Origin of the sequence: Pararhodobacter zhoushanensis (assembly GCF_003990445.1) — a bacterium.
Taxonomy (GTDB): Bacteria; Pseudomonadota; Alphaproteobacteria; order Rhodobacterales; family Rhodobacteraceae; genus Pararhodobacter; species Pararhodobacter zhoushanensis.
Genome location: NZ_REEZ01000003.1, coordinates 59,135 through 81,074 on the forward strand (window position 1 = coordinate 59,135; position 21,940 = coordinate 81,074).

General features: G+C 65.5%; 20 protein-coding genes. 6 read left to right on the forward strand and 14 right to left on the reverse strand.

Annotated elements, in window-relative coordinates:
* Nucleotides 1-34: 34 nt before the first annotated feature.
* Together EAE28_RS08385 and EAE28_RS08390 are read right to left on the reverse strand one after the other, a co-directional pair.
* Entirely contained in the window at nt 35-853 is an 819-nt protein-coding gene (locus EAE28_RS08385; protein WP_127105403.1) for an SDR family NAD(P)-dependent oxidoreductase, read from the reverse strand.
* Nucleotides 854-888: 35 nt separating this feature from the next.
* Nucleotides 889-1,404, reverse strand: a complete 516-nt coding sequence (locus tag EAE28_RS08390; RefSeq protein WP_127105404.1) for a 2,4'-dihydroxyacetophenone dioxygenase family protein — start codon at nt 1,402-1,404, stop codon at nt 889-891.
* Between the two features lie 250 nt (nt 1,405-1,654).
* On the opposite strand from EAE28_RS08390, the gene EAE28_RS08395 reads away from it, so the two are divergent.
* Nucleotides 1,655-3,259, forward strand: coding sequence for a XylR N-terminal domain-containing protein (locus EAE28_RS08395; protein WP_246022313.1), 1,605 nt, complete (start codon nt 1,655-1,657; stop codon nt 3,257-3,259).
* A gap of 358 nt (nt 3,260-3,617) precedes the next feature.
* Here the strand turns inward: EAE28_RS08395 and EAE28_RS08400 are convergent, their stop codons facing one another.
* The 8 genes from EAE28_RS08400 to EAE28_RS08435 form a co-directional block, all read right to left on the reverse strand.
* Entirely contained in the window at nt 3,618-4,697 is a 1,080-nt protein-coding gene (locus EAE28_RS08400; RefSeq protein ID WP_127105406.1) for a PLP-dependent cysteine synthase family protein, read from the reverse strand.
* Nucleotides 4,698-4,868: 171 nt separating this feature from the next.
* Entirely contained in the window at nt 4,869-5,540 is a 672-nt protein-coding gene (locus EAE28_RS08405; protein WP_127105407.1) for an aspartate/glutamate racemase family protein, read from the reverse strand.
* A gap of 1 nt (nt 5,541) precedes the next feature.
* Entirely contained in the window at nt 5,542-6,843 is a 1,302-nt protein-coding gene (locus EAE28_RS08410) for a TRAP transporter large permease (protein ID WP_127105408.1), read from the reverse strand.
* Nucleotides 6,840-7,397, reverse strand: coding sequence for a TRAP transporter small permease subunit (locus EAE28_RS08415; protein ID WP_127105409.1), 558 nt, complete (start codon nt 7,395-7,397; stop codon nt 6,840-6,842). Before EAE28_RS08415 ends, EAE28_RS08410 begins: the two co-directional genes overlap by 4 nt.
* A 20-nt stretch (nt 7,398-7,417) precedes the next feature.
* Complete coding sequence (locus tag EAE28_RS08420) at nt 7,418-8,446, reverse strand: TRAP transporter substrate-binding protein (RefSeq protein WP_127105410.1); 1,029 nt, start codon at nt 8,444-8,446, stop codon at nt 7,418-7,420.
* 186 nt (nt 8,447-8,632) lie between these two features.
* On the reverse strand, nt 8,633-9,466 hold the full coding sequence (locus EAE28_RS08425) for a MurR/RpiR family transcriptional regulator (RefSeq protein ID WP_127105411.1): 834 nt from the start codon (nt 9,464-9,466) through the stop codon (nt 8,633-8,635).
* 88 nt (nt 9,467-9,554) lie between these two features.
* Nucleotides 9,555-9,881: a hypothetical protein gene (locus tag EAE28_RS08430; RefSeq protein ID WP_127105412.1), complete on the reverse strand. Its 327-nt coding sequence runs from the start codon at nt 9,879-9,881 to the stop codon at nt 9,555-9,557.
* A gap of 68 nt (nt 9,882-9,949) precedes the next feature.
* Complete coding sequence (locus EAE28_RS08435) at nt 9,950-10,648, reverse strand: SGNH/GDSL hydrolase family protein (protein WP_127105413.1); 699 nt, start codon at nt 10,646-10,648, stop codon at nt 9,950-9,952.
* A gap of 85 nt (nt 10,649-10,733) precedes the next feature.
* On the opposite strand from EAE28_RS08435, the gene EAE28_RS08440 reads away from it, so the two are divergent.
* Both EAE28_RS08440 and EAE28_RS08445 read left to right on the forward strand, forming a co-directional pair.
* Nucleotides 10,734-11,129, forward strand: a complete 396-nt coding sequence (locus EAE28_RS08440) for a rhodanese-like domain-containing protein (RefSeq protein ID WP_127105414.1) — start codon at nt 10,734-10,736, stop codon at nt 11,127-11,129.
* 252 nt (nt 11,130-11,381) lie between these two features.
* Entirely contained in the window at nt 11,382-12,809 is a 1,428-nt protein-coding gene (locus EAE28_RS08445; RefSeq protein WP_127105415.1) for an alanine/glycine:cation symporter family protein, read from the forward strand.
* A 101-nt stretch (nt 12,810-12,910) separates the two neighbouring features.
* Here the strand turns inward: EAE28_RS08445 and dapD are convergent, their stop codons facing one another.
* Entirely contained in the window at nt 12,911-13,738 is an 828-nt protein-coding gene (gene dapD / locus EAE28_RS08450; RefSeq protein ID WP_127105416.1) for a 2,3,4,5-tetrahydropyridine-2,6-dicarboxylate N-succinyltransferase, read from the reverse strand.
* 153 nt (nt 13,739-13,891) lie between these two features.
* On the opposite strand from dapD, the gene EAE28_RS08455 reads away from it, so the two are divergent.
* A complete protein-coding gene (locus EAE28_RS08455; protein WP_127105417.1) occupies nt 13,892-14,287 on the forward strand; it encodes a VOC family protein in 396 nt (131 codons plus the stop codon).
* On the opposite strand, the gene EAE28_RS08460 is transcribed toward EAE28_RS08455, so the two are convergent.
* Complete coding sequence (locus EAE28_RS08460) at nt 14,284-15,195, reverse strand: threonine/serine dehydratase (protein WP_127105418.1); 912 nt, start codon at nt 15,193-15,195, stop codon at nt 14,284-14,286. The genes EAE28_RS08455 and EAE28_RS08460 overlap by 4 nt on opposite strands.
* Before the next feature lie 86 nt (nt 15,196-15,281).
* Here EAE28_RS08460 and EAE28_RS08465 point away from each other — a divergent pair, with 86 nt between their 5' ends.
* Nucleotides 15,282-16,097, forward strand: coding sequence for an LOG family protein (locus tag EAE28_RS08465; protein ID WP_127105419.1), 816 nt, complete (start codon nt 15,282-15,284; stop codon nt 16,095-16,097).
* A gap of 6 nt (nt 16,098-16,103) precedes the next feature.
* Here the strand turns inward: EAE28_RS08465 and EAE28_RS08470 are convergent, their stop codons facing one another.
* Complete coding sequence (locus EAE28_RS08470; protein WP_127105420.1) at nt 16,104-18,290, reverse strand: GAF domain-containing hybrid sensor histidine kinase/response regulator; 2,187 nt, start codon at nt 18,288-18,290, stop codon at nt 16,104-16,106.
* A gap of 266 nt (nt 18,291-18,556) precedes the next feature.
* On the opposite strand from EAE28_RS08470, the gene dapE reads away from it, so the two are divergent.
* Nucleotides 18,557-19,708 (forward strand): succinyl-diaminopimelate desuccinylase, encoded by a 1,152-nt coding sequence (dapE, locus tag EAE28_RS08475; protein ID WP_127105421.1) that lies wholly within the window; start codon nt 18,557-18,559, stop codon nt 19,706-19,708.
* A gap of 3 nt (nt 19,709-19,711) precedes the next feature.
* Here dapE and selD read toward each other — a convergent pair whose 3' ends face one another.
* The gene (gene selD / locus EAE28_RS08480; protein WP_127105422.1) at nt 19,712-21,880 is read right to left on the reverse strand and encodes a selenide, water dikinase SelD; all 2,169 of its coding nucleotides are present in this window, start codon (nt 21,878-21,880) and stop codon (nt 19,712-19,714) included.
* Between the last annotated feature and the right edge of the window lie 60 nt (nt 21,881-21,940).

Below are 21,940 nucleotides of genomic sequence, written 5' to 3' on the forward strand. Positions count from 1 at the left end.
GCGCCTCCTCGGTCCCCGCGCGGTGCAGTCGGGATCACCCCCTGAGCGAGGATCCCCCGTCGATCGTCATCTGCGCCCCGGTCACATAGGCCGAGGCCGGCGAGGCGAGATACAGCGCAAGGCCCTTGATCTCGTCCGGATCCGCGATCCGCCCGAGCAGCGATTGCGCCTCGAACGCCGCGCGATCGGCGGGGTTCTTCAGCCGTCCGCCGCCGATGTTGGTCGCAAAGGGCCCCGGCGAAATGCAGTTCACCAAAATCCCGAAGGCGCCCAGTTCCATCGCCGCATTCCGCACCAGGTGATCGACCCCGGCCTTGGCGGGCATGTAGGGGGTGCCGACGAAGCTCTCGTTCACCCGCGCCGCGACGGACGAGGTGACGATGATCCGCCCGCCGCCCGTGGCCTTCATGTGCCGCGCCGCGTGGCGGATGGTCAGGAACACCGCCGTCAGGTTCACCGCGATCACGCGGTCCCAGTGATCCTCGGGCATGGCGTCGATCTGGCCATGCGGGTCGCGCGCGCCGTCGGGCGTCAGGAAGCCCGGACCAGCATCGACCCCCGCATTGGCAAAGACAACGTCGATGCGGCCGTGTTTGTCCGCCACCGCATCGAAAGCCTCGGCCAGCGCCTTGCGGTCGCTGACATCCAGCCTGTGTGCCCAGACGGTGCCGGGCCAGTCCTGCGCGGCGATTTCGGCCACGGTGCGGTCCAGCCCCGCCTGATCGAGATCCAGCACGCAGACCCGCGCGCCTCTCTCGACCATGATTTCGGCATAGGCCCGTCCGATCCCCGAGGCACCGCCGGTCACGATCACCGACTTGCCCGCCACGTCGAACATCGTCTCCAGGGACATGCGCGTTCTCCTCCCCGCATCCATCCGAGCCGGGCTCAGATGAACATGTCCTTGTTGATGGCGATGCCGTTGGCCTCGCAGTAGCTGACGTAATGGTCGATGAACCAGAAGACGTCGGCGGTGAAATCGTACTTGCCGTTGTCGTCGAAGAACTCGATCGCCCCGTTCAGCCAGAACAGCGCCTTCATGCCATTCGGGTCGTCGGAATAGAGCGTGTGCGCCGTGCCCGGCAGCTCGTAGACGAAATCACCGGGACGGGCGACCCAGTCGTATTCGTAATAGCCCCACGACCCCTCTAACGTGACCGCCGAGACGACGCCGCGATGCTTGTGCGTGCCGATCCGCCCGCCACCCTTCACCCACAGGATGTTTGCGGCCGTGTTGGTGCGCACGTCGAATGAGAGATGTTTGATCGCCGCCTGATCGCCGAAGGGCACCCAGGGGTTGTTCGCGTCGTCGCCGGGGATGAAGGCGCCTTCCTTGCCGAAGCGGCGAATCATCGCCTCATGCGGTTCGGGTGGCAGCGCGGTGATGAGTTCGGGTTTGGGCATCTGGTCCTCCTCTGACCTTGCCGATGGGATGCCTTTATCCGACAGGTCGCTCTCGGAATCGGTCAAACGGAAAAAACGCGCCTTCGCATGCGGTTTGAGCAACGCTGCGTGCAAAGGCTTGCCAGGAAGGCAGAAATTAATCCGGGAAGGGGACCGAGGCGTTGCCGAAGCCTGTTCCCGCCCCCGGCTTTCTGCGCTGCCGCGTTATCATTTGATGACAGGCGGTTGATGATATGATGACATGCACCTGATGAAAACCGATAGCGCCCAGAATGACCTGCTGACCCGCGGTGGCCGTCCGACGCTGCGCGACCTGCTCGACCTGCTGGAATTCAGCCCGGCGAAGGGCACGATTCTGCTCAATGGCGAGCGGATGCTGCTGACCCGTGCAAGCCTCGGCGCGGACATCCGCGACCAGCTGATCCGCCGCTATTCCGAGCATGAGGCCATGGTGTTGATGTTGCGGCTGGGCTTCCGCGCCGGGCGCGAAGACGCGGAATTCATCCGCAAGTCCTGGCCCACCCTGGACCCCGGCGATGCCTTCACCGCCGGCACGCGGCTGCACATGGTCACGGGGACGGTGAAGGTCGAAACCCTCTCCAACGATTTCGACTTCGCCAACGACCGTTTTTCCGGCGATTTCCTCTGGCACGAATCGGTCGAGGCGTCCGCCTATCACCGCTCGCACGGGCGGGCGACGAAGCCGGTCTGCTGGATGCAGACGGGCTATGCCGCAGGCTATGCCAGCGTCTTCTTCCGCAAGCTGGTGATCTACAAGGAGATCAGTTGCTCGGCCATGGGCCACAAATCCTGCCGCGTGGTCGGCAAGACCGTGGACGGCTGGGGCCGCGACGATCCCTTCGTGCGGATGTTTCTGGACGAGGTGCTGGGCAACACCAGCGAGCCCACGCTTGCCCCGACCCGGGTGCTGCGCCCTACCGTGCCCGAGGATCTGGACGCGCTGATTGTCGCCCCTGTGCGCGACCGGCTGGAGATCCTCGCCCGGTCCGGCGCGCCGGCGCTCATCACCGGGCCCTCGGGCGCCGGGCTGCGGTCCGCGGCGCGCTGGCTCCACCGGCAGCGCGCGGCTGAGACCGGCTTCACCATCACCCATGCCCAGGCAGCCGAGTTGGGCGATCGGCTGGCCAGCCTGCGCCAGACCCACGGGCTGCGGCGCAGCACCACGCCGCTGCTGGCGATTTCCGCCATCGAGACGTTGTCGGCCGACCGACAGTGGATGCTGCTTGATCTGCTGGCGGCCGAGAAGGGCCGACCACCTCAGGTGGTCGCCTTGGCCGGATGCAGCACTGAGGCGTTGTTTTCCTTGCCGGATTTTCTGCCGGAATTGGCCCATGCCCTGAACGTGCTGCCGATTCAGATGCCCACGCTCTCCGAGCGCCGCGCCGACATTCCGGCAATCGCACGCGGGTTGCTGCCGGCCATGGCCTCGGCCGAGGGCGCCGTAAGCCAGGTGTTGAGCGACGACGCGCTGGCCCGGCTGGCGCAGATCGACTTGCCGGGCAACATCCCGCAGCTGCGGACCCTGATCCGCCGTGCAGCACTGTTGGCGGCGACACCCGGGATCATCCGGGGAGAGGATCTGGCGGCGGCGGAAGCGGTTGCCCCGCCCATGGCCGAAGCCGTTGCCGGAACCGATCCGTGGAGCCGTGTTGCCGAGGAGTTCCGTGCTGGCAAGATCACCCTCGACAGCCTCAACGCGATGCTTCTTCGCGGTGCGCTGACAGACGCAGGCGGCAACATCGCGGCGGCCGCGCGTCTTCTTGGCCTTACGCGGCCGCAAATGGCCTATCGCCTCGCCCAAATCGACGACGGGGCGACGGCGACGGGCGACTGATGCGCGCCGCGATTGCTGAAGGCGCCAACGCCTGAGCGGGAATGACGGCACCCGGTCAAGCAGACAGCGCTGACGTCCGGGCGGGGCGGCAAGCGTGACGGCGCAAGAAGAGAGGCGACTGTGACCTCTCAGGGGCGTGGTAGTTTTCGACCTTTTGCGCTTTCGGATGCGGCATGAGGTGGTGGTGAGGCCAGACTGTCCGAACGCGCAGGCCGTCCATCCGGCCAGCAGCATCCTCGACATTCCCTTGCGCCTTGGCGCGGGCCTCGTCCCCAGTGACGGGGGCGAGGGTCACTTGGCCGAAAACGCTGTCTGGATGCGACACAGGCCGCACCAGTCCGCGGTTGCGTTGGGGGCGTCAGCCCATCTGATACCCCGGCGTTGACAGTGACAACGCGGATTCTTCGGCGTCCATGTCTTCGGGAATATCCGCGAACAAGGGCGTGGTGAGGTAGCGTTCGCCGGTATCGGGTAGCATCGCCAGAATGACCGTCCCCGGCTCGGCTTTCTCGGCCAGTCCCATGGCAACAGCGAGGGTGGCGCCGCCCGAGATCCCGGTCAGGATCCCCTCACGCTGCGCCAGTTTCTTCGCCCAGGCGATGCCGTCGGCACCGGAAACCGGGATCAGCTGATCGTAGCCCCCTGTGTCGAGGCACTCTTGCAGCACCTTGGGAATGAAGTCCGGTGTCCAGCCCTGAATGGGATGCGGCTCGAAGCTGGGGTGGCCCGTGGCAGGCCCGCCGTCCGCGCTGCGCTCTTGCGCCACGCCGCTGCCGACCAGCTGCGCATTGGACGGCTCGCTGAGGATAATCCGCGTTTCCGGCCGCTCTTTGCGTAGCACGCGGGCAAGCCCGGTCACCGTGCCACCAGTGCCATAGCCCGAAACGACATAGTCCAGACGGTCCCCGGCAAAATCGGCGATGACCTCGCGTGCCGTGGTCGATTCGTGGATGTCGGCATTGGCCGAGGTTTCAAACTGATGTGCCAGAAACCAGCCGTGTTGCGCGGCCAGCTCGACCGCTTTCAGATACATGCCGGTGCCTTTTTCGGCGCGCGGGGTCAGCACGACCTTAGCGCCCAGCATCCGCATCAAGCGCCGCCGCTCGACCGAGAAACTCTCGGCCATGGTCACCACCAGCGGATAGCCCTTTTGCGCGCAGACCATCGCCAGCCCGATGCCGGTGTTGCCGCTGGTCGCCTCGACCACCGTTTGTCCGGGCTTGAGCGTGCCCGCGCGTTCCGCCGCTTCGATGATGTTGAGCGCCAGACGATCCTTGACCGAGGCCGCCGGATTGAAGGATTCCACCTTCACATAGACCCGAACTCCTGCGGGCGCGATGTTGTTGATCCGCACGACGGGCGTGTCGCCGACCGTTTCAAGGATGCTGTCGTACAGGCGTCCGCGTCCTTTGGTCGAGCGTATGGTTTTGGCGTCCATGAGTGCAGTCTCCCCCTCTCGATCAGCAAGGCCCAATGCCCGCTGTTTCCCGACTTTAACCTGTGAGGGGCGAACTTGCTTGAGGGAGTTTTGAAGAATGCGTGTCCGAGACTGACGTTTGCGCCATCCTGCCTAGGGGCGGGGGGACTCTTTTCCGCAGTGACGGGGCGCTCAAGGCACCTCGGCCGGGTTGCGGGAGGCCGCCTCGGCCCTGCGGATCGCGGCTTCGATGCCGTCGATGACCGGCAGGCCGTGCCGTTGCGACAGGCGCGCGGCGTGACCGGTCAGGCCACCCGACCCAAGGATGATCGCCTGCGCCCCGTCCTGATCGCGTGCGCGCGCGATGGTGGCGTCGAGCCGCCTCAGCGCCTCGGGCTCGCCCGCCGCCGCTGCCGCGACGCCGATGCCCGCCGCGCGGATGCTGCACTGGCTGGCAGCACCCAGTTGTGCAACCAGAGCCTCGATCCCCGGCACCATCGCCTCGACCGTGGTCACGATGCTGAACCGCTGCGCAAGACTGCGCGCGGCGGCGACCGAAGCCTCGACCGCGTCAAGGATCGGGGCCTTCAGGAAGGCCCGCGCCGGGGCGATGGCGATGTCGTCGAAGCAGGCCATGACATAGGCGTCATAGCCCGGATGCTGCGCCAGCAGCGCCAGCGCCAGCGGCTCGGCCAGCGCGCGGTCGGCGGGGGTCTCGATGGCATGCGGGCTTCCCGCGGGCTGCACGGCAAAGCCGTTGCAGCCCGGGCCAAGGATGCGGTCCGCGCAGGCTTGCGTGCGGGCCGTGACCTCGGGGTTGCCGTTGGGATTGACGATCAGCAACCGTCTGGGCGTGTCGGTCATGTCAACGACCCGAAGCAAGGTCGGGCAGCAGCAGGGCGATGCCGGGAACAAGGATCAACAGAGCGGCAAACACGATCATGATCACCACAAACGGGACCGAGCCCCAGATCACATCATTGAAATCCCCACCGCCCTTGCGCACGCCCTGCACGACGAACAGGTTCATGCCGACCGGCGGCGTGATCAGGCCGATCTCGCACATCACCACGACAAAGACGCCAAACCAGATGGGATCGATCCCCAGCGCCGTCACCATCGGCACGGCGATCGGCACGGTCAGCACCAGCATCGACATCGCGTCCATGAACATCCCAAGGATGACGTAGAAGACCACGAAGAGCAAAAGCAGCATCGTCGGGCTCAGGCCCAGTCCGGTGACCCAGCGCGTCACCGCTTGCGTGCCGCCGGTCATCGACAGGGTGACGTTGAGCAAGAGCGCGCAGACGATCACAAGGATCACCATGCCCGAGGTGCGGGCGGACTGGATAAAGCAGGTCTCGAGCAGCGCCCAGTTCAGGCGCTTGTTTTTCCAGACGAAAGAGAACGCGGCCATGACGCCCAGGGCGGCGCTTTCGGTCGGCGTCGCCAGCCCGCCATAGATTGAGCCCATGACGATACCGAAGATGATCGCGGGCGGCACCAGATGGCGCAGCAGGCGCAGTTTCTCGGCGCGGGGGACGGCGATGGCCTCGCTGTCGCGTCCCGCGTTGGGATAGCTGATGGCAACGTAGAGCATGAACAGCAGGGTCAGGATCACGCCCGGCAGAACCCCGGCGATGAACAACTGCCCGACCGAGACATTGGCGAGCGAGCCATAGACCAGCAGGTTGACCGAGGGCGGGATCAGGATGCCCAGCGTGCCGCCTGCTGCCAGCGTGCCCAGCGAAGGGCGCACCGGGTAGTTACGCTCGCTGAGCGCGGGCAGGGCGATGGTGCCGACCGTGGCCGCCGTGGCCACCGACGAGCCCGAGGTCGCCGAGAACAGCGCGCAGGTGCCGATGTTCGTATGCAGCAACCCGCCAGGCAACCGCCCCAGCCAGACCGCCAGCGCGTCGAACATCTTGTCGGCGATGCCGCCGCGCAGCAGCAGCTCGCCCAGCAGCATGAACAACGGGATCGCGGTCATCACCGGGTTGTTCAGCGTGCCCCAGACCACGCCGCCCATGGTTTCAACCAGCGGCATGCCATAGGCCATATAGCCGCCGATGCCGCCCACGGTCAGGATCGCCACGGCGACGGGCATGGACAGGAACATCAGGGCGAGCATGGCCAGAAAGCCAAGGGCAATGACGGTGATGCTCATGAGCGTTGCTCCAGATCGGACAGTTCGCTGGCCAGTTCATCCTCGACCGCGTCGGGGCCGAAGTCGGAGAGCAGGGCGTTGGTGTCGCGGCGCAGGGCCAGCAGAACGGCGCGCGCGGCCAGCAGAACCGTCGCCAGCGTGAACACGCCCATCGCCACCAGCCACGCGGTTTGCGGCCAGATAAGCGGGGTCATCCACGGGGTCTGCGCGACCGAGCCGAACATCTGCGTTTCAGCCACGGTGCGATAGGTGAAGGTCACCAGATAGAGCGACAGCGCGGCCAGAGAGAGCGCCGCCAGCAGGTTCAGCGCGGCCTGCATCCCGCGCGGCATCCGCATGTGCAACAGGTTGATACGGATGTGACTTTGCTCGATGGCCGCGATGGTGAAACACAGCGGCGCACCGATGGCGATGGCGTAGCCAGAGAGTTCGTCCACCCCGGCAAGGGAATGGTTGAACAGCTTGCGCAGCACCGTCTCGACCGAGATGACGACGCAAAGCGCCGTCATCATCAGGCCGAAGGCCACCGCACACAGACGCGAATAGGTCTTCATGGCACCGCCCCTTCGTCAGATCACAGGCCGAGCTGGGTGCCGACCGTGGCCATCCAGTCCGCCTCGCAGGTCGGGTTGACCGCGTTGCACTGCGCAGTCCACGCGGGCAGTGAGCTGCCGACCAGCGCGCTGGCCACCGCCGCCAGATCAGCGTCCGAGATCGGCGCGGCGGTCAGAGTGTAGGGCGTGCCATGCACACAGGGTTGCTGCCCGGTGTTGCAGTTCAGCGCGTCCTGATACAACTCTTCGGAATAGGTCCAGATCTGGTCGATCAGCCCGTCCATCGCCGTTTGCAACTGCGTCTGTTGCTCGGGGCTCATCTCGGCCCAACTGTCGTTGTTGATGACATAGCCGTTCATCGCCAGCTGCAGCGCAATCGGCAGCACGGTCGTCGTCACCTCGGGCCAGCCCGCCGAGTTGGCCGAGGCCGGGCCGGTGATCGCGCAATCCACGACGCCGCGTGAGAGTGATTGCTGCACCTCGCCGAAGGGCATCGGCACGCCGGTTGCGCCAAATTGCGCGACAAAGGCAGCGGCGGATTGGTCGCCGACGCGGACCTTCAGCCCCTCAAGATCGGCCAGCCCGGTGATTTCGGGCACGCAGAACAACACCTGCGGACCGGCGGGCCAGACACCCAGCACGCGGGCGTTGAAGCGGCTCTCGACGGCGGTGCTGACGGTGGGCAGGAAAGCTTCGGCATGGGCGCGGCCGCTGGCGTAATCGGGGTTCAGCCCAACCAGATCGAGGCCCAGCATCGTCGGCTCGTCCCGGCTGACCTGCGGGCCCCGGAAGGACACGATGTCGAACAGGCCGGTGCGCACGACGCGCATGCCGTCATTGTCGGGGATGCCCGCGACATCGACGGGCAGGTAATCAAACGTCGCATCCATGCCGCTGGCGGCGGCGAGGCCTTCAAAGAAGGGCTGCTCGACCTGCTGCTGGATCAGGCCCGAGCCAACGGGCTGGCCCAGAACGCGGAACGAAAGCGTGTCAGCCGAGGCGGCCCCGGCAAGGCAAAGGGCGGCGGAGGTCATAAGAACGGTGCGCATGAAGAAGTCCTCTCTGTGGGGGCCGGACAGACCGGTTGAACCCGATTCCCGGTGCTGGTCATGAAAACACATTTTCATGATGGCCGTGTCGGCGTGATCCAATGAAAACATGTTTTCTCGTCCTGTCATCTGTTTTCGCACAGGACGAAAGCGATTTTTCACCGCTCTGCGCAGAAGACAGGCGCTTTACAGCTCGCCCAGACGGTCGTTGAGCGCCTCGATCGCTGCCAGACGCGCGCGCCCGGCCTCACCGGCGGTGTCGATGGTGCGATTCGCCACGAGGTTCAGCAGGGCCATGACGCCGACATGGCTGAACAGCGGCCCCGACGATTCGGTCGCGCAGCGGAAATGCCAGGTGGCAGGGGCGTGGGTGGGCATGCTCTCGTCGGTGATGAACGCCAGCTGCGCGCCGCTGGCTTCGATCTCGGCAAGCACGGGCTCCATCAGCGTCACCCGGCGGCGCAGGCCGAACAGGACGACGACGTCATCGCGGTGCACCCCCGCCAGATTTTCACCCATGGTCTGCCCTGCGCCGGGCAGGGCGACGATAGTCTCAACCACCTGAAGCAGTTGCCATTGCAGGTAATGCGCCAGCGGCGCGCCGACGCGAAAGCCGATCACCCAGACCTTGCGCGCGCTCAGCAGCGCCTCGGCCAGACGGTCGATGTCGGCTTCGTCGATTGCGTCGATGGTGCGCTGGATGTTGCGCATGTCGGTTTCGGCATAGGCTTGCGGTGCATGCGGGGCGGGAACCTTGACCGTGCCCAGATACAGCCGCGACCCGCTATCCTTTTCCAACCGCGCGTGGCGGCGCGCTTCCTCATAGGATTTATAGCCCAGACGGCGAATGAACCGGCTGACCGTGGCGTTCGACACCTCGGCCAGATCGGCAAGTTCCGAGGCCGAATAGCTGGCCAGCTCACCGGGGAAGTTGCACACCAGCTCGCCCAGCTTGCGCTCGGCGGGGTGGAGGTCGGGCAGGATCTTGCGGACACGCGAAAGGAAGGGACGGTCGGTCATGAGGCCCAGCGATGAAATTGCATTTTCATGCTAGGGTGGGGTGAAGCAAAGCTCCAGCGTTTTCCGCGCTGGCTGCGCGCCGCTCGGATCAGTCGTTGAACGGCGTCATCTGCGCGACGATCACCGCGTTCTCGTCGAGCGCGCGCTGCATCAACTCGCGCTCTTCGGGGTCGATTTCGTCGCCCTGCTCCAGCCGTTCCTCCAGCGTGCCGTAGCCGGTGACGTCAAGCGGCGACATGTCGGCCTGCTTGAGGATCGCCACGGTTTCGCGCACCGCTTCGGCCTCATCCACACCCGCCGCATAGCAGACCAGCCCCGCACCGGTGCTGCCCTTGGGCAGGCCATCGCCCGCCGAGCGGCCAACCTCGACCAACAGGGTAAAGACCTTTTGCGGGCGTTTGGGTTTGTCGGTCATGGCGGGCACCTCGGGCTGTTCGTATGGGGTGATACAGCCAACGGCGCGGCAGGGGAAGGTGGCGGTTTTCAGGCGTGCAAGCGGATCTTCTCGGCCAGTTCGCGCGCCCAGAGCGCGTAAATCTGCGGACCGGGGTGAAAGCCATCCTCGGCCAGCATCGCGGGCGTGAGGCGCGCGGGATCAAAGGGCAGATGATGCAGCGGACCGGTGGAATCCGCCGCCAGCGCCGCGTCGAACCGGCGGGCCTGCGCGCCCAGCACGTCGCGCAAGGGGCGGGGCAGCAGGGTGAACTGCCGCATCGGCGGCACGCCACAGCGCCAGACCTGCCGCGCGCCGTGGGTGACCAGGAGCTGCGACAGCGCGGCCTGTTGCCGCCGCCAGCGGCGCAAGGATACCTGACGGAGGACGTCATTGACCCCCGAGACCGTCACAGCAACGTCGAGGGGCCCCAGATCAAGGCCCTGTAAATGGTGTAAAACCTGTCCGCTCGTCGCACCGCTGCGCGCCTCAAGCCGCCACTGCACGGTGAAATCGCGCGCAAGCGCCGCGACCAACTGCCCGGCCAATGCCAGATCCTGCACGGCCACGCCAACCCCGGCGGCAGAGCTATCGCCCGCGATCAGCAGGCGCAGGGTCGGGCCGCTGCCGGTGGTGCCCCATCGCGGGCCGGCTGCCTCGGGCAGAACCAGCGCGCGACGGCGCACGGCGATGGCCTGCGGGAGCAGGACGGGCAGCAGCGCAAGGCGGACGGGCAGGAGAGCGAGCATGGTAAGGGCCTCAGGGCCGGGGCTGGGAAATGCGCACTTGCGCGGTAGAAAGCGGCATGAAAACCTGACGAAAAGGGAGAACGCCATGAAGAAAACCGCCGATATGGTCGCCGAGGCCAACCGCCTTGTAAACCACGCACCAGCCGCCGAATTGCTGGCACTGCATGGCGACGAAGGCGTTACCTTTGTCGATCTGCGCGACCCGCGTGAACTGGAGCGCGAGGGGATGATCCCCGGCGCCTTTCACTGCCCGCGCGGGATGCTGGAATTCTGGGTCGACCCCACCAGCCCCTACGCCAAGCCGCAATTCCAGACCGGCAACCGCATCGTGTTCTACTGTGCGAGCGGCTGGCGTTCTGCGCTGTCGGCGCGGCTGGTGCAGGAGATGGGGCTGGAGAATGTGATGCACATCACCGACGGGTTCACCGGCTGGAAGGCAGCGGGCGGTCCGGTGGGCGACAAGCCGCAAAAGAACGGGTAATCGCGCACGCAACACAGGGACCGCGCACGATGCGGTTTGCGCATTTGGCAGGCAGGCGCTTTGACACTGTGGTCAATTTCCCAAGTTGCGGTCAAAAAATCGGCTCTTCCTTGTCTGTCCTGACGGTTTCCGCCTAAGCTGTGACAGTTCGACGCAGCGTCGGGCAAAAAGTTCGAGATCGGAACGGGGCAGGCCGCACACCAGTGCCTGCCCGACGCCGACAAGGCGGTTAGTGCCAGAAGGGACAGACGGATGGGTTTTCTCGACACGATCTTCAACGCAATCAATGATCTGACGTGGGGCTGGGCGCTGATCCCGTTCCTTGTCGTTCTGGGCGTGTTTTTTACCATTGCCAGTGGCTTCGCGCAGTTTCGTTTCTTCAAGCGGATGTTCCGCGTGCTCAGAAGCGACGCCGATGCTGACCCCAGCCGGATCAGCGCCCGCGCGGCCCTGTTCGTTTCGGTCGGCGGGCGCGTCGGCGGCGGGAACATCGCGGGCGTCGCGGTGGCGATCACCGCAGGCGGCCCGGGGGCTGTGTTCTGGATGTGGGCCATTGCGCTGATCGGCATGTGCTCGGCGCTGATCGAGGCAACGCTGGCGCAGCTTTACAAGCGCACTGAGCCGGGCGGCGATTATCGCGGCGGTCCGGCACGGTCGATCATCCACGGGCTGGGCGAGAATTATCGCTGGCTGGCCATCATCTATTCCGTCTGCCTGATCGCGTCTTTCGCCATCGGGTTCAACGCGTTCCAGGGCAATACCGTGGCGGGCGCGGCGCTCGACAGCCTGTCGATCCCACGGATCTATACCGGGGTTGTGCTGTCCCTGGCCACGGGCGTGATCGTCTTTGGCGGGATCCACCGCATCGCCAAGGCCGCGGATATCGTGGTGCCGGTCATGGCCATCGGCTATCTGGGCATGGCGCTGCTGATCATCGTGATGAACCTGACCAGCCTTCCGGGCGTGATCATCGACATCGTCGCCAACGCCTTTGGCTTCCGCGAGGCTGTCGCGGGCGGCGTCGGGGCGGCGATTGCGCAGGGTCTGCGTCGCGGTCTGTTCTCGAACGAGGCGGGCCTCGGCTCGGCGCCCAATGTGGCGGCGACGGCCTATGTGCGCCACCCGGTCAGCCAGGGCATCACGCAAAGCTTTTCGGTGTTCATCGACACGATCCTGATCTGCTCGTGCACCGCGTTCATCATCCTGCTGGGTGACGTGTACGTACCCGGCGCGGACGGTGTGGACGGGGTGATCCTGACCCAGCAATCCATGGTCAGCCATGTCGGTGCCTGGGCGCAGTACTACCTGACGGCGGCGATCTTCCTCTTCTCGTTCTCGTCGATCATGTACAATTACTATCTGGGTGAAAACGCGCTCAGCTTCATGACCGACAGCATGATGGCGCGGAATGTCTTGCGTGTGTCGATCATGGCCATCGTGTTTCTGGGCGCAGTGGCGCCGGGGGCGACCTTTGTGTTCTCGTTCTCGGACCCGATGATGGGCATTCTGGCCGTGGTCAACCTGCTGGCGCTGATGATGCTGTTCCCGGTGGCGCTGCGGATCATCAACGATTACCGCGCACAGCTGAAGTCGGGGATCAAGCGTCCGGTGTTCGACCCGGCCAAGTTCCCCGATCTGGACACCGATCCGACCGCGTGGCCGGATGCACCCAAGGCGTAAGACAGAAAATCGCCCGGTCGCTGCTGCGACCGGGCGATGCCTCCGGCGGGAGTATTTTTCGACAAGATGATAGGGGGCGTCCGACAGGGCGCCCCTTGACGTTAGTCGCGCAGCAGCTCGTTGATCGAGGTCTTCGAGCGCGTCTGCGCGTCCACCCGCTTCACGATCACCGCGCAGTAAAGGTTCACGCCGTTCTTGGACGGCATCGAGCCCGAGACCACGACCGAGCCAGAAGGCACTTCACCATACATGATTTCGCCGGTCTCGCGGTCGACGATCTTGGTCGATTTGCCGATGAACACACCCATGCCCAGCACAGAGCCTTCGCGCACGATGCAGCCCTCGACCACTTCCGAGCGGGCACCGATGAAGCAGTTGTCCTCGATGATGGTCGGACCCGCCTGCATCGGCTCCAGCACGCCGCCGATGCCGACGCCGCCTGACAGGTGGACGTTCTTGCCGATCTGCGCGCAGCTGCCGACGGTGGCCCAGGTGTCGACCATCGTGCCGCTGTCGACATAAGCACCGAGGTTCACGAAGGACGGCATCAGCACCACGCCCGGCGCGATATAGGCCGATTTGCGCACGATGCAGTTGGGAACGGCGCGGAAGCCGGCGGCTTTCCACTGGTTGTCGTCCCAGCCCTTGAACTTGCTGTCGACCTTGTCCCACCAGCCGCTGCCCTGTGGGCCGCCGTCCTGCTGTTCCATGTCCTTGATGCGGAAGCCCAGCAACACGGCTTTCTTGGCCCATTGATTGACGTGCCAGTCGCCATTCTGCTGCCGCTCGGCCACACGCAGCTTGCCGCTATCCAGCTCGTTGAGCGTGTCTTCGATGGCCTCGCGGGTCTCACCGGTGGTCGCGGGCGTGATCTGCTCGCGCGCCTCCCAGGCGGCTTCGATGGCGGCTTCCAGATGCGCGTTCGACATGGCGTTTCTCCCGGTTCCGTCGTGCATTTCCCTGCCTATAGCGGGCAAGGGGGGGACAAACAATGCGGCGTTTGCAGGTGCCGCCCGTTGCATCCGGGCCGGGCTGCATGGCATTGCGGGGGCATCTGTCCCCCTGCGGCAAGGAGCTTTCCCATGGCCAAAGCCATTCACAGCATGATCCGGGTTCTGGACGAGGCGCGCTCGGTTGCGTTCTACGACGCAGCTTTCGGGCTCAAGATCGCCGACCGGCTGGATTTTCCGACCTTCACGCTGGTCTATCTGTCGAACCCGGAAACCGGGTTCGAACTGGAACTGACCGTCAACAAGGACCGCTCCGAGCCCTATGATCTGGGCGACGGATACGGCCATCTGGCGGTGTCGGTCGAGGATGTGTCCGCAGAACATGCGCGGTTCGAGGCCGAGGGCCTGCAGCCCCGCAAGCTGGTCGACTTCGCCCCGGCAGGTGAGGTCATCGCGCGGTTCTTCTTTGTCGCTGACCCCGATGGCTATCAGATCGAAGTCCTGCAGCGCGGCGGGCGGTATCTCTAGACCGGCTCGGGCGCGACATTCGCCCCGCAGAGCAGCACCGCCACCTGCTCGCCCGGCGCGGGTTTGTAGGCACCGCTGAGCAGCGCGGCCAACGCGGTTGCCCCGGCGGGTTCGACCAGTTGGCGCGCCTCTTGCCAGAGCACGCGCTGGGCCTCGATGATCGCGTCGTCGCTGACCAGCACGCACTCAACCCCCTGCGCCTGCGCCAGCTCAAAGCACAATGCGCCGACTTTGCGCGCGCCCAACGCGTTGGCAGCAACGCCCGAGACATCGACATCCACCGGCTTGCCCGCCGCCAGCGCCGCATGCAGCGCGCAGGAGGTTTCCGGCTCGACGGCGACGATCTTGCGCGTGCCCTGCAGCCAGCCCATCGCGCCGCCGATCAGCCCGCCGCCGCCCACGGCGATCAGCACCGTGTCGGCTTGCAGGCCCTGTTCCTCCCATTCGCGCAGGCAGGTGCCTTGCCCGGCCAGTGTGCCGGGCGCGTCATAGGCATGAACCTGCATCGCGCCGGTTTCGGCTTCATAGGCGAGGGCGGCGTTCAGCGCGTCGGCGAATTGGCCGGGCACCACGGTCAGCCCTGCGCCGGTCCGCTCGATCAGCGCGATCTTTGAGGGGCCCGCGATTTCTGGCACGAAAATCTGCGCCGGAATTCCCAGACTGGCCGCCGCGTAAGCCACCGCCGCGCCGTGGTTCCCGCCCGAGGCCGCCACCACGCCCCCCGCCGGAACCGGCCCCTTGATCAGCGAATTGAACGCGCCGCGTGCCTTGAAGACACCGGTGTGCTGTAAGTGCTCCAGCTTGATCTCGACGGTGTGGCCGCCCAGCGTGATCTCCATCACCGGCGTGCGGCGGATATGCCCTTCGATCCGTGCTGCCGCCGCGTCGATTTCTGCCCGCCAGTCCATCGTTCACCCACTTGTCATTCCTGCGGCTGGTCTTGCCGCGTGGCGGACGATACTCAGGGGCGACCGGCGAGGAAAGGGAAACCACCATGACAGACCACCGCAGCCACGCGTTTCGCGACAGCCATCAGGACATCGCCACTGCGCGCAAGATCCCCGAGACGCCGCAAACCCTGTCGCCGACCTATCGCCTTGCCTTTGCCGACAGCGATTTTCTGTGCCGCGACGAGTTGCGTCCGGTGCGGTTGCAGCTGGAATTGCTCAAGCCCGAGATGGCGATGAACGAGGCAGGCGTGACCTCGACCGTGGTGCTGTTCGGCGGCGCGCGGATCCCCGCGCCCGAGCGCAAGGAGACGGCAAAGACCCCGATGCTGGCCGATCTGAGCCGCTACTACACCGAGGCGCAGATCTTCGCGCGGATGATGACCGAAATTTCGATGCAGGGCGGCGGGACGGAGTACATCATCACCACCGGCGGCGGCCCCGGCGTGATGGAGGCGGGGAATAGGGGCGCGGCAGAGGCGGGTGGCAAGTCGATCGGTCTGAACATCGTGCTGCCGCATGAACAGGCGCCGAACCTCTATGTCACGCCCGAACTCAGCTTCAATTTCCACTACTTCGCCCTGCGCAAGATGCATTTCCTGATGCGGGCGCGGGCTGTGGTGGTGTTTCCGGGCGGATTTGGCACGCTGGATGAGATGTTCGAATCCCTGACGCTGATCCAGACACGGCGGATGAAGCGCATCCCGTTCCTGCTGTTTGGCCGCGAGTTTTGGCAAAACGTGGTGAACTGGGACATGCTGGCCGAGGCGGGCACCATTTCGCGTGAAGATCTTGCGCTGTTCCGGTTCGTGGAAACAGCGCAAGAGGCGGTTGATGCGATCCTGACCTGGGACGACGCCTGACGCGCGTTATTCGGCGGCGTTGCTGCGGCCGTCAGGCTGGGTGTGGCGGCGTCCGCGCTCTTCAACCAGCGTGTTGAGCGCCGAACGCAGCCGGTCCAGCTGAAGCGGCTTGGTCAGGCAATCGTCGAACCCGGCGGCAAGATAGCCCTCTACCTGATGCGACATGGCGTTGGCGGTGAAGGCCACGATCGGCAACGGGGTCTCGGGCGCTTTGGGTCCGAGTTCCTCGGCGCGCTTGGCTTCGCGCGCGCGGATTTCGCGCAGGACCGACACGCCGTCGAGATTCGGCATCGAGATGTCCAGAATGATCAGGTCGAACCCTTCGCGCCCATAGGCGTCCAGCGCTTCGGTGCCATCCTGAACCAGCACCGACGAAATCCCCAGTTGGCCCATCATCGCGCCCAGAATCATCCGGTTGGTGTGGTTGTCATCGGCGGCAAGCACGCGCATGCCTTGCAGGTCCGCCGACGGCCCGCCCGAGGCTGAGGTGCGCGGCGCGCGCGGCTCGGGCGTGTCCGTGCGGCGCAGGGGCAGGGTGATCATCACCGCCGTGCCCTCATCAGGCACGGATTCCAGCGAGATCGTGCCATCCATCATCTCGACCAGACGTCGGACAATCGGCATGCCCAACCCTGTGCCGCCAAAGCGCCGTGCGATCGAACTGTCAGCCTGACCGAATTCTTCGAACACTTGGGTTTTCTGTTCGTCGGTCATGCCAATGCCGGTGTCGCGCACCAGCAGGGTGATCGCGTCGGGCTCGGTGCAGTCCATCTCGACTTCGACCGAGCCTTCTTCGGTGAACTTGATCGCGTTCGAGATGACGTTGTGCATGATCTGCAAGATGCGGTTGGGATCGCCCAAACGCATGGACTTGTCCTCACCCTTGACCACCACGTCAAAGCCGATGTGCTTTTCGGTGGCCTTGAGCGTGTGCACCGACTCGATCCGTTTGGCCAGATCCGCCGGGACGAAGGGTGTCATCTCGATTTCGAGCAGATCGGCCTCGATCTTGGACATGTCGAGCAAGTCGTTGATGATGCTCAGCAACAGCTCGCCAGATTCGTGCATCACATGCACCATCCGGCGCTGATCCTCGTCGACGATTAGTGAATCGAGAACCTCGGCCACGCCCAGAACGCCGTTGAGCGGGGTGCGCATCTCATGGCTCATCTTGGCCAGGAAATTAGACTTGGCGGCGTTGGCGCGATGCGCCTCTTCCAGAGCTTCCTGCCGGGCGCGTTCGCCCGCGACCTGCTCCGTCACATCGACAAGGGCATACACCACCCGCGCTGCCGTCGCGTCACCGCGCACCGGGGCCGCGTGGACCGAGCAATACCGCAGCCCCTCAGGGCAATGCAGCGCAAAGCGTTCGGGTGGCGACGGCTCGCCGGTTCTGACCGTATGGTCGTAAGGCGTCTCGCCGGGCTGGAACGGCGTGCCATCCTCACGAGTATAGGCCCAGCCGCGCGAATCGTGGCGACGGCCGATCATCTGTTCGCGCGACGCGCCCATGATCGACTCGGCCGAGTCGTTGCAGAACTGGATGATCCCTGCGGCATCGATCACGATGATACCCATCGCCGAGGTCGCCAGAATGGAAGCAAGGAAGGCTCGCTCGCCCGCCAGCTCGGCCTGAGCGGCGCGCACGGCCTGATCTTTTTCACGGCGGGTCAATACCGAGCAAATGACATCCGCCAAAGATTGCAGCAGATAAACTTCGCCCGGCAAAAACGCGTGGGTGTTATGGACGCCGTCAAAACCGACGAAGCCGTAAGTTTTTCCTTCCGAGCGCATCGGCACCAAAAGGATCGAGCGAATCTCTTGCGATTCGAGCACTTCGCGGGACGGCGACCCTTCGGGAAGTTTCTGAACATCGGGTACGTGGAACGGCTCACCCAGATCCAGGGCCTCGGCGATCGGGCCGTACAGCTCGATCGGCAGCCCTTGCAGGTGCTCGATCATCGGTTCGATGCCGTTGGCGCACCATTCATGCGTGTTGTTGGTGGCGTCGCCTTCATGAACGAAAACATACGCGCGGTCGCGCACGCAGTACTCGCCCAGCCGGGTGATGGCCTCGTTCACGACGTGGTCGGTTTGGTCGATGGGCGCACGAAGAAGGTTGCTTAAAATGTCAACCACAAGCGCCTGAATGCGTGTCAGGCGTGTCTCGTTGCTTATAATCTCGTCGTTCATGCCTGCCCGTCATTCCCGGCTCTCAGAAACGAGCGACGCGCGTTTCCTTGCCATTCATCGGTTTGCCAAGAACTCGTTAAAAACTGCTTCGCTTGAATCTCGTGCAACATCACACGGCTTCACTATTAGTTATCCAAGACTTTGCCCCGTCGCACTCGTCACGTCAATGCGAGGTTTGTGCATAGGCAGTTTCCAGCCCCGACTTGCGACAGGGGGTGACCTGAGCTACTAAGTCGATCAAAATCCTCGAATTATGGACATGTCGGATGCCCGGACCGCTTGATGCCATCGACCTGACCGCCCGCCTGATCCGCTGCCCGTCGGTCACACCACATGACGGTGGTGCGTTGGGGTTACTCGCCGCCGAATTGACCGCCGCAGGTTTCACCTGCACCCGCGTTGACCGAAATGGAACGGTCAATCTGTTCGCCCGCTGGGGTGCCAAGGGCGCGAACCGCAGTTTCGGCTTCAACGGTCACACTGACGTGGTCCCGCCGGGCGATGCTGCGGACTGGCGTTTTGATCCGTTTTCCGGTGCTCTGGTCGAGGGCAAGCTGTGGGGGCGCGGGGCCTGTGACATGAAATCGGGCGTTGCGGCCTTTGTCGCCGCCGCCGTGGATTTCGTGCGCGAGACGCCGCCGGACGGGGCTGTGGTTCTGGCGATCACTGGTGATGAAGAGGGCGACGCGACCGATGGCACCGTGGCGCTGCTCGACTGGATGCAGGCCGAGGGCGAGCGCATGACGCATTGTCTGGTCGGCGAGCCAACCTGCCCGTCGGTCATGGGCGAGATGATCAAGAACGGGCGTCGCGGGTCGATGACTGCACGGGTCGAGGCGCGCGGCGTGCAGGGGCACGCGGCCTATCCGCACCGTGCCAAGAACCCGCTGCCCGCCTTGGTGCGGCTGCTGGACCGGCTTGCCTCGCATGAGCTGGATCAGGGCAACGCGCTGTTTGACCCCTCGACGCTGGCGCTGACCACCATCGACACGGGTAACCCGGCGACCAACGTGATCCCGGCGCTGGCCCGCGCGACGCTGAACATCCGCTTCAACGATCTGCACAGTGGCGCGAGCCTGTCGCAATGGCTGCACGACCAGGCGGCGCAAGTGCAGGCAGAGACGGGGATCGAGCTGGGCCTGACCATCAAGATCTCGGGCGAGAGCTTCGTCACCGAGCCGGGCGATTTCACCGACATGGTCGCCAATGCCGTCGAGGCCGAGTGCGGCATCCGCCCGGTGCTGTCCACGTCCGGCGGCACGTCCGATGCACGCTTTGTGAAAAACCACTGCCCGGTGGTCGAATTCGGGCTGGTCGGCCAGTCGATGCACAAGGTCGATGAGCACGTCGAAACCGCGCATATCGTGCAGCTCAAGGCCGTCTATCGCCGGATTCTGGACCAGTATTTCGCCGACTGACGCTCAGATCACCCGCAGCGCGGGCTGATCGTCCCGCGCGCGGATCGTGCCGATGCTGGCGGCGGTGAAGCCAGCCTGCTCCAGTTGCCTGAGCACCGGCACGGCGTCGGCCTCGGCCACCGCCGCCAGCAACCCGCCCGCGGACTGGGGATCGAAGAGCAGCGCGGCCGCTGCTGTCTGCGGCGCGGCGATCCGGCCCAGCAAGGCGGCGCGGTTGGCGGGTGCGATGGTCGAGGCGACGCCCGCCGCCGCCATTGCCTCGGCCCCGTCGAACAGCGGGATCGCCGCCATCGCCAGATCCGCCGCGACGTCTCCGGCCCGCATCATCTCGTCCAGATGCCCGGCCAGCCCGAACCCGGTCACATCGGTCATCGCATGGGCGACCGGCGTCAGGATCGCTGCCGCCGCGCCCTGCGGTTGGGTCAGATAGGGCCAGAGCGCAGCCATCGCGCGGCCCGGTGCCCGTTTCTGCATTTCAGCCGCCAGCAGCGTGCCCGAGCCGATCGGCTTGGTCAGGATCAACGCATCGCCCGGGCGCGCGCCGCCCTTGGTCAGGATACGGTTCCCCGCAATCCCGGTCACCGTCAGGCCAATCGTCAGCTCGGCCCCCTGCGTGGTGTGCCCGCCCGCGATGCTGGCCCCGGCAGCGCTCAGCACCTCGGACACGCCCGCCATGATCTCGGCCAGCGTTCGGCTTTGCAGCTCTTCGGACAGGCGCGGGAGGATCAGGCTGACAAGCGCTGCCTGCGGTTTCGCGCCCATTGCCCAGACATCGCCCAAGGCGTGAACCGTGGTGATCTTGGCCATCAGATAGGGGTCTTCGGTCACCGCGCGTAGGTGGTCCGTGGCAATCACCTGCCGCGTTTCGCCCATTGCCAGCACCGCCGCGTCATCGCCCGCGCCCAGCTCAACCGCGCCGCTGGCCGCCAGCCCGCTCAGCGCCCGTCGCAGCGCGTCGGGCCCGACCTTGGCCCCGCAACCACCGCACATCGGTTTGTCGCCCAAGGCCTCGACCAGACCCAGCGTGTGCTCGCGGGGCAGGGGGGGCGTGGGCATCTCAGGCAAGGCGTGGAACATGCGCATGAACTTGGCGTCGATGCGGTCCTTGAGCCACCACAGACCCCGGCCCGCCAACGGCAAGCCCCATTTATCCGCCAGCGCCTTGCGCTCGCCCAGCGAGATCAGCTTGAGGTAATCGCGCTGCGGTCTGTAGGCGCGCATCGGCCCGCCGCTCAACGCGGCGCGCAGGTTGTGGTGCAGGAACGGGGCCTGGCGGACCGCAAACACCCCGGCCTTGGGGCGCGGGCTGGCGGCCATGTGTGCACAGTCGCCAACTGCAAAGACATCGGGGTGCGAGGTCGAGCGCAGCTCAGGGTCGATGGTGATGAACCCGTCGGTCAGATGCAGGCCGGTGCCCGCCAGCCAGCCCTGCGGGCGGCTGCCCGCCGCACCCAGCGTGAAATCCGAGGGGATCTTGCGACCATCGGCCAGCACCACGCCATCCGCCTCGATTGCCGCCGCCTGCGTGCCGGTCAGCAGGACAATCCCGCGCTCGGCCAACAGCGCCTGCAGCCGACCGCGCGCCCAAACGCCCAGATGGGGCAGCGCGTTGTCCTTCTCGATCACCGTGATGCGCCGTCCGGGCACCGCGCGCAGCCGATGCGCCATCGCCAGCGCCAGTTCGACCCCGGCGACGCCCGCGCCCAGCACCACAATCTGCGGTGCCGCGCGCCCGCTCGCCAGAAACTGCGCCCAGCGCTCGGCATAATCGCCCAGCGGCTTGGCGGCGACGGCGTGTTCGGTGAACCCCGGCAACTGCGGCAGGTCCGAGGTGATCCCGACATCCACCGACGCCACGTCATAGGCTACCGGCGGACGCCCCGGCACGCTGATCGTTTTCGCCACCGGATCCAGCCCGTCCGCCCGGCCCAGAATCAGCCGCGCTCCGGCATGGCGGGCCAGCGCCACAAGGTCCATCTCCAGATCGGCACGGGCGTAGTGCCCGGCAATCAAGCCCGGCAGCATGCCGGTATAGGGCGCTGTCGGATGCGGGTCGATCACCGTCAGCCGCGCCCCGGCCAGCGGGTTCATCGCCCAGCGCAGCAGCACCAGCGCATGCGCATGGCCGCCGCCGATTAGGACAAGATCACGGGTCTGGGGCAGGGTTTGCATGGGGCCTCCGGGCTGATCCAGACCTAGACTGCACAGCCGCGCAAAGCGAGAGGGCAAAGC

Excerpts from the sequence above, each read along its gene's own strand:
- EAE28_RS08385 (WP_127105403.1), bottom strand. The coding sequence starts at position 853 with ATGTCCCTGGAGACGATGTTCGACGTGGCGGGCAAGTCGGTGATCGTG.
- EAE28_RS08390 (WP_127105404.1), bottom strand. The coding sequence starts at position 1,404 with ATGCCCAAACCCGAACTCATCACCGCGCTGCCACCCGAACCGCATGAG.
- EAE28_RS08395 (WP_246022313.1), top strand. The coding sequence starts at position 1,655 with ATGAAAACCGATAGCGCCCAGAATGACCTGCTGACCCGCGGTGGCCGT.
- EAE28_RS08400 (WP_127105406.1), bottom strand. The coding sequence starts at position 4,697 with ATGGACGCCAAAACCATACGCTCGACCAAAGGACGCGGACGCCTGTAC.
- EAE28_RS08405 (WP_127105407.1), bottom strand. The coding sequence starts at position 5,540 with ATGACCGACACGCCCAGACGGTTGCTGATCGTCAATCCCAACGGCAAC.
- EAE28_RS08410 (WP_127105408.1), bottom strand. The coding sequence starts at position 6,843 with ATGAGCATCACCGTCATTGCCCTTGGCTTTCTGGCCATGCTCGCCCTG.
- EAE28_RS08415 (WP_127105409.1), bottom strand. The coding sequence starts at position 7,397 with ATGAAGACCTATTCGCGTCTGTGTGCGGTGGCCTTCGGCCTGATGATG.
- EAE28_RS08420 (WP_127105410.1), bottom strand. The coding sequence starts at position 8,446 with ATGCGCACCGTTCTTATGACCTCCGCCGCCCTTTGCCTTGCCGGGGCC.
- EAE28_RS08425 (WP_127105411.1), bottom strand. The coding sequence starts at position 9,466 with ATGACCGACCGTCCCTTCCTTTCGCGTGTCCGCAAGATCCTGCCCGAC.
- EAE28_RS08430 (WP_127105412.1), bottom strand. The coding sequence starts at position 9,881 with ATGACCGACAAACCCAAACGCCCGCAAAAGGTCTTTACCCTGTTGGTC.
- EAE28_RS08435 (WP_127105413.1), bottom strand. The coding sequence starts at position 10,648 with ATGCTCGCTCTCCTGCCCGTCCGCCTTGCGCTGCTGCCCGTCCTGCTC.
- EAE28_RS08440 (WP_127105414.1), top strand. The coding sequence starts at position 10,734 with ATGAAGAAAACCGCCGATATGGTCGCCGAGGCCAACCGCCTTGTAAAC.
- EAE28_RS08445 (WP_127105415.1), top strand. The coding sequence starts at position 11,382 with ATGGGTTTTCTCGACACGATCTTCAACGCAATCAATGATCTGACGTGG.
- dapD (WP_127105416.1), bottom strand. The coding sequence starts at position 13,738 with ATGTCGAACGCGCATCTGGAAGCCGCCATCGAAGCCGCCTGGGAGGCG.
- EAE28_RS08455 (WP_127105417.1), top strand. The coding sequence starts at position 13,892 with ATGGCCAAAGCCATTCACAGCATGATCCGGGTTCTGGACGAGGCGCGC.
- EAE28_RS08460 (WP_127105418.1), bottom strand. The coding sequence starts at position 15,195 with ATGGACTGGCGGGCAGAAATCGACGCGGCGGCAGCACGGATCGAAGGG.
- EAE28_RS08465 (WP_127105419.1), top strand. The coding sequence starts at position 15,282 with ATGACAGACCACCGCAGCCACGCGTTTCGCGACAGCCATCAGGACATC.
- EAE28_RS08470 (WP_127105420.1), bottom strand. The coding sequence starts at position 18,290 with ATGAACGACGAGATTATAAGCAACGAGACACGCCTGACACGCATTCAG.
- dapE (WP_127105421.1), top strand. The coding sequence starts at position 18,557 with ATGCCCGGACCGCTTGATGCCATCGACCTGACCGCCCGCCTGATCCGC.
- selD (WP_127105422.1), bottom strand. The coding sequence starts at position 21,880 with ATGCAAACCCTGCCCCAGACCCGTGATCTTGTCCTAATCGGCGGCGGC.